General features: G+C 66.6%; 4 protein-coding genes. All 4 read left to right on the forward strand.

All coding sequences use genetic code 11. The features are described 5' to 3' along the window. Positions 1-100: 100 nt before the first annotated feature. The 4 genes from gshA to gshB all read left to right on the forward strand — a co-directional run bounded on the left by gshA (position 101) and on the right by gshB (position 5,846). The gene (gshA, locus tag ASF94_RS18375; protein ID WP_056669907.1) at positions 101-1,399 is read left to right on the forward strand and encodes a glutamate--cysteine ligase; all 1,299 of its coding nucleotides are present in this window, start codon (positions 101-103) and stop codon (positions 1,397-1,399) included. 270 nt (positions 1,400-1,669) lie between these two features. Then, positions 1,670-3,538: a potassium transporter Kup gene (locus ASF94_RS18380; RefSeq protein ID WP_056669910.1), complete on the forward strand. Its 1,869-nt coding sequence runs from the start codon at positions 1,670-1,672 to the stop codon at positions 3,536-3,538. A 142-nt stretch (positions 3,539-3,680) separates the two neighbouring features. After that, positions 3,681-4,871, forward strand: coding sequence for a benzoate/H(+) symporter BenE family transporter (locus ASF94_RS18385; protein WP_056669913.1), 1,191 nt, complete (start codon positions 3,681-3,683; stop codon positions 4,869-4,871). A gap of 21 nt (positions 4,872-4,892) precedes the next feature. After that, entirely contained in the window at positions 4,893-5,846 is a 954-nt protein-coding gene (gshB, locus tag ASF94_RS18390) for a glutathione synthase (protein WP_056669916.1), read from the forward strand. Positions 5,847-6,041: the final 195 nt, after the last annotated feature.

A 6,041-nucleotide genomic window follows, 5' to 3' on the forward strand; every position in this document is an offset into this window, starting at 1 on the left:
TGCCGGGTTGCGGAATGGCGCAGCGGCCCCATCTCCCTACAATCTTTCGTCAGCGTGCGCCCCCGGGCGGGCGTCTTCCCTTCCTCCCACAAGGGGTTTCATGGTTCCGCACCTCATCACCGCCCTCACGGGGCCGATCAACGAACTCGAACAACGCATCCTCGACTCCATGCCCGCCATCGAGCGCTGGTTTCGCCTGGAGTGGATGGAGCACACCCCGCCGTTCTACACGTCCGTGGACATCCGCAACGCCGGCTTCAAGCTGGCCCCGGTGGACACCAACCTCTTTCCCGGCGGCTGGAACCACCTGACCAACGAGATGCTGCCGCTGGCCGTGCAGGCGGCGATGGCGGCCATCGAGAAGATCTGCCCCGAGGCGCGCAACCTGCTGATCATTCCGGAGAACCACTCGAACAACACGTTCTACCTGTCGAACGTGGTGCAGCTGCAGCGCATCTTCAACATGGCGGGGCTGAACGTGCGGGTCGGCTCCATCAGCCCGGAGATCAAGAAGCCCACGCTGGTGACGCTGCCCGACGGCGAGACCGTCACGCTGGAGCCGGTCATCCGCACCAAGCGCCGGCTGGGCCTGAAGGATTTCGACCCTTGCACCATCCTGCTGAACAACGACCTCTCGGCCGGCCCGCCAGGCATTCTGGAAGACCTGCACGAGCAATACCTGCTGCCGCCGCTGCACGCGGGCTGGAGCGTGCGCCGCAAGAGCCGCCACTTCCAGAGCTACGAGGAAGTGGCCAAGCGCCTGGGCAAGCTGCTGGGCATCGACCCCTGGCTGATCAATCCGCTCTCCAGCCGTAGCGAGGGGGTGGACTTCCACACCGAAGCCGGCCTGGAGCAGCTGCGCGGCGCCGTGGACGCGCAGCTGACCAAGGTGCGCCGCAAGTACAAGGAATACGGCATCAATGAAAAGCCGTTCGTGATCGTCAAGCCCGACAACGGCACCCAGGCCATGGGCGTGCTGACGGTGCGCGACGCGAAGGACCTGGACGCGCTGGTCGGCCGTAAGCCCCGTGGCAAGAGCGCCATCGTGAAGGACGGCCAGGCCGTGCACGACGTCATCATCCAGGAAGGCGTGCTGACCCGCGAGCGGGTGCACGAAGCCGTGGCCGAGCCGGTGGTCTACATGATGGACCGCTACGTGGTGGGCGGCTTCTACCGAATGCATGCCGAACGCGGCGTGGACGAGAGCCTGGCCGCGCCGGGCGCGAGCTTCGTGCCGCTGGCCTTCAAGCACAGTACCCATCTGCCCCAGCCCGGCGCCCGCCCGGGCGCCAGCGCGCCCAACCGCTTCTATATGTATGGCGTGGTGGCGCGCCTGGCCATGCTGGCCGCCAGCTACGAGCTGGAGGCGACCGACCCCGAGGCCGAGGTGTACGACTGACGGTGGCCGCCGGGCCCATGCCCGCCGGTGAAGCAGCGGCCCAACGACCCAGCGGCCCAACGACCGAATGGCCATCCGGGCTGAGCCTGTCGAAGCCGGGGCGGGGGCGCTGTGCGGCAGGGGGCTGGCCGCGGCGCCGTGGTGGACTTGCAACAATTTGTCGCTTCGGCTGACACGGGCCGGCTGCCTGTGTAAACGGCCCGGAGCACAATAGCGGTCCCGCAAGAATCGGAACCCGGCCGCGCCGTCGCGCGCCCCCCGGCCCCACCAGTGCAAAGCTCCAAATCCTCGCTCGCAGCGCTCACGCTGGGCGCCATCGGCGTCGTCTATGGCGACATCGGCACCAGCGTCCTCTACGCAGTCAAGGAAGTCTTCGGGTCGGGCCATGTGCCCTTCACTCCCGGCAACGTCTACGGGGTGCTGTCCATCCTGTTCTGGACGCTCACCGTCATCGTCTCGCTCAAATACGTGGTGCTGGTGCTGCGCGCCGACAACAAGGGCGAGGGCGGGCTGATCGCCATGCTGGCGCTTGCGTCGCAGGCGGTGAAGGACAAGCCCCGGCTGCGCTCCGTGCTGCTGGCCGTGGGCATCTTCGGTACCTGCCTTTTCTACGGCGACGGCGTCATCACGCCGGCCATCTCGGTGCTGTCGGCGGTCGAGGGGCTGGAGGTCGTCTCGCCGCACTTCCGCCGCGCCGTGATTCCGCTCACGCTGGTGGTGCTGTTCTGCCTGTTCGTCGTGCAAAAGCGCGGCACCGCCGGCATCGGCCGCTACTTCGGGCCGGTCACGCTGGTGTGGTTCGCCTCCATCGCTGCGCTGGGCATCCCCCATATCGTGGGCCACCCCGAAATCCTCGGCGCCCTCAGCCCGCACCACGCGCTGGGCTTCATCTGGGCCAACCCGGGCATCAGCTTCATCATCCTGGGCGCGGTCGTGCTCTGCGTGACCGGGGCCGAGGCGCTCTATGCCGACCTGGGCCATTTCGGCAAGAAGCCGATCCGCCTGGCCTGGTTCAGCGTGGCCATGCCGGCCTTGACGCTGAATTACTTCGGCCAGGGCGCGCTGCTGCTGGCCGAGCCCGAGGCAGTGAAGAACCCCTTCTTCATGATGGCGCCCGACTGGGCGCTCATCCCCCTGGTGGTGCTGGCCACCATGGCCACGGTGATCGCCTCGCAGGCACTCATCACCGGCGCCTTCAGCGTGACCAAGCAGGTGATCCAGCTGGGCTACCTGCCGCGCCTCAATATCCAGCACACCAGCGTGCGCGACACCGGCCAGATCTACATGCCGTTCGTCAACTGGGGGCTGTTCGTCGCCATCGTGCTGGCGGTGGTCATGTTCCGCTCCAGCAGCAACCTGGCGGCGGCCTACGGCATCGCCGTCACGCTCGACATGCTGATCACCACCGTGCTGACGTTCTTCGTCATCCGGTACGGCTGGCGCTACCCGCTGGCGCTGTGCATCGCGGCCACCGGCTTTTTCTTCCTGGTCGATCTGGCGTTCTTCACCTCCAACCTGCTCAAGCTGTTCGAGGGCGGCTGGTTCCCGTTGATGATCGGCACGACGCTGTTCGTGCTGATGATGACCTGGAAGCGTGGGCGTGAGCTGCTCAACGACAAGCTGCGCGAGGACTCCATCGACCTGCGCGACTTCCTCACGGCGGTGTTCCTCAGCCCGCCTACGCGGGTAGACGGCACGGCGGTGTTCCTGACGGCCGAGCCGGGCTCGGTACCGAACGCGCTGCTGCACAACCTCAAGCACAACAAGGTGCTGCACCAGCAGAACCTGTTCGTCACCGTGCGCAGCCACGAAACCCCCTGGATCGGACTGGAGAAGCGCCTGCAGGTGGAGCCGCTGGGCAGCGACTGCTGGCAGGTGGTGGTGCACTACGGCTTCAAGAACGACCCCGACCTGCCCCGCGCCCTGGCCGCCATGCGCGGGCGGGGCTGCGAGCTGGACGGCATGACCACCAGCTACTTCCTGTCGCGCGACGTGGTGATCCCGACCATCGGCAGCGGCATGGCTCCGTGGCGCGAAAAGCTCTTCGCGCAGATGCACCACAACGCCAGCGGCGCCGCCAGCTTCCTCAACCTGCCGAGCAACGCGGTGGTGGAGCTGGGCTCCAAGATCGAGATCTGAGAAACGCTGTGATGGAGCGGGGCGGAGAATAGTGGTGTTTTCAGGGCCGGGCGCTTGTCTAATCTGAGCTTTCAGCTATTGAATCAATAGCAATGGTGGGTCGGCGGCCACGGTCCCGCCCCGCCGTACCTTTTCCCTGTTCATGCGCTCGTTCTTCAAAGACCTCAGCCTGTCCACCTTCACCGCCGGCTTCGTCGCCGTGCTGGTGGGCTTCACCAGTTCGATCGCCATCATCTTCCAGGCGGCGCAGGCGTTCCAGGCAACGCCGGCGCAGATCACTTCGTGGATGTGGGCCCTCGGGCTGGGCATGGGGCTGTGCTCGCTGCTGCCTTCGCTCGTTCTGCGGCAGCCGGTGATGGTGGCCTGGTCCACGCCCGGGGCGGCGGTGCTGGCCACGGCGGGGGCGGCCGGGGGCTTCGGCATGGGCGACGCGGTCGGGGCCTTCATGGTCAGCGCCGCGCTCATCACGCTGGCGGGGGCCACCGGCTGGTTCGAGCGGGTGATGAACCGCATCCCCCTGGCCGTTGCCTCGGCCTTGCTGGCGGGGGTGCTGGCCCGCTTCGGCATGGACGCCTTCGTCGCGGCGAAAACCGACCTGCCCTCGGTGCTTGGGATGCTGGGCAGCTATCTGGCCACGCGCCGCCTGCTGCCCCGCTACGCCGTGGTGCTGACGCTGGCGGCGGGCGTCATCTTCGCGGCGGCGACGGGGCGCATGCACTGGTCGGGGGCGGCCATCGGCCTGGCCATGCCGGTGTTCACCGCGCCCACCTTCAGCTGGGCGGCAGTGGTCAGCCTGGCCTTGCCGCTCTTCGTGGTCACCATGGCGTCGCAGAACCTGCCGGGCGCGGCGGTGATCCGCGCCTCCGGCTATCCGCTGCCCGTCTCACGGCTGATCACGATGACCGGCGCGGCCACCCTGGCGCTGGCGCCGTTCGGCGCCTTCGCGCTCAACCTCAGTGCCATCACGGCCGCCATGTGCATGGGGCCGGAGGCGCACGAGGACCGGGCGCGGCGCTATACGGCCGCCGCCTGTTGCGGCGTGCTGTACGTCGTCATCGGCATCTTCGGCGCGGTGGTGACGGCGTTGCTGACCGCCTTCCCGCGTGAACTGGTGGTGGCCATCGCCGGCCTGGCCCTCCTGGGCACCATCGGCGGCGGATTGGTGCTGGCGTTGAAGGATGAATCGCACCGCGAGGCAGCGCTCATCACCTTTCTCGTCACCTTGAGCGGCGTGACCCTGGCGGGCGTCGGCTCGGCCTTCTGGGGCGTCGTCGCCGGCAACATCGCGCTAGTTGTGCAACAGTACGGCAGATCGCCCGCCCAGGGTGCCTAAGCCCATCAAGTCTCTGGAACCATGCAGCTTCTCTTCATCGCCGATCCCATCGAACAGTTCAAGATCTACAAGGACACGACCTTCGCCATGATGCGTGAGGCGCAGCGCCGCGGCCACACGCTGGCCGTGTGCGAACCCGCCCAGGTGCACTGGGAGCGCGGCCAGCGTGTGACCGCCACCGTACGCGACATCCGCCTGACCGGGCATGCGGACGACTGGTTCGTCGCCCAGCCAGCCCGTGCTGTGGCACTGGCCGACTTCGACGCCGTGCTGATGCGCAAGGACCCGCCCTTCGACAGCGAGTATTTCTATGCCACCCATCTGCTGGAGCAGGCGGAGCGGGACGGTGCCAAGGTCTTCAACAAACCCCGCGCACTGCGGGACCACCCCGAGAAGCTCGCCATCATGGAGTTTCCCGAGTTCATCGGCCCGACGCTGGTGACGCGCGACGCCCAGGACATCCGGCGCTTTCATGCCGAGCACGGCGACATCATCCTCAAGCCGCTCGACGGCATGGGAGGCATGGGCATTTTCCGCGTCGGCAGGGACGGCATGAACCTGGGCAGCATCATCGAGACGCTGAATAAAGGCGGCGCAGAGAGCGTCATGGTGCAGAAGTTTCTGCCGGAGATCGTCGAAGGGGACAAGCGCGTCCTCATCATCGGAGGAAAGCCCGTGCCTTACTGCCTGGCGCGCATCCCCCAGGGCAGCGAAGTACGGGGCAACCTCGCCGCGGGCGGCAAGGGCGTGGCCCGTCCCCTGACGGCACGTGACCAGGAGATCGGCGAGGCGATCGGCACCGTACTCATAGAGAGAGGCCTGCTCCTTGCAGGCGTGGACGTCATTGGCGACTGCGTGACCGAGATCAACGTGACCAGCCCCACGTGCTTCCAGGAGATATTCGACCAGACCGGATGCGACGTGGCGGCGCTGTTCATCGACGCGCTGGAAGCAGCCATCGAAGAGGCTCGCTGAGCGCTCGCCCAAGTTTTTTGCAGAAACTTCTCTGCAGGTCGCCAAACCGTCATATACTCGTGGGCTTGGCGCTGCAGATCTTCTTCGGAAGTTCTGGGGAGTCGGGAAAAAAGATTTCGGTTTTGAGTTGCGGCAGGTTGAAAAACCGGTGTAGAATTCAAGGCTTCGCTGATGAGACGGATTGCTGGAAACGGC

It is taken from the genome of Acidovorax sp. Leaf160 (assembly GCF_001424265.1).
Classification (GTDB): domain Bacteria; phylum Pseudomonadota; class Gammaproteobacteria; order Burkholderiales; family Burkholderiaceae_C; genus Paracidovorax.

Bases quoted from the DNA above. Each gene is read 5' to 3' on its own strand.
- ASF94_RS18385 (WP_056669913.1), top strand. From the start codon at position 3,681: ATGCGCTCGTTCTTCAAAGACCTCAGCCTGTCCACCTTCACCGCCGGC.
- gshB (WP_056669916.1), top strand. From the start codon at position 4,893: ATGCAGCTTCTCTTCATCGCCGATCCCATCGAACAGTTCAAGATCTAC.
- gshA (WP_056669907.1), top strand. From the start codon at position 101: ATGGTTCCGCACCTCATCACCGCCCTCACGGGGCCGATCAACGAACTC.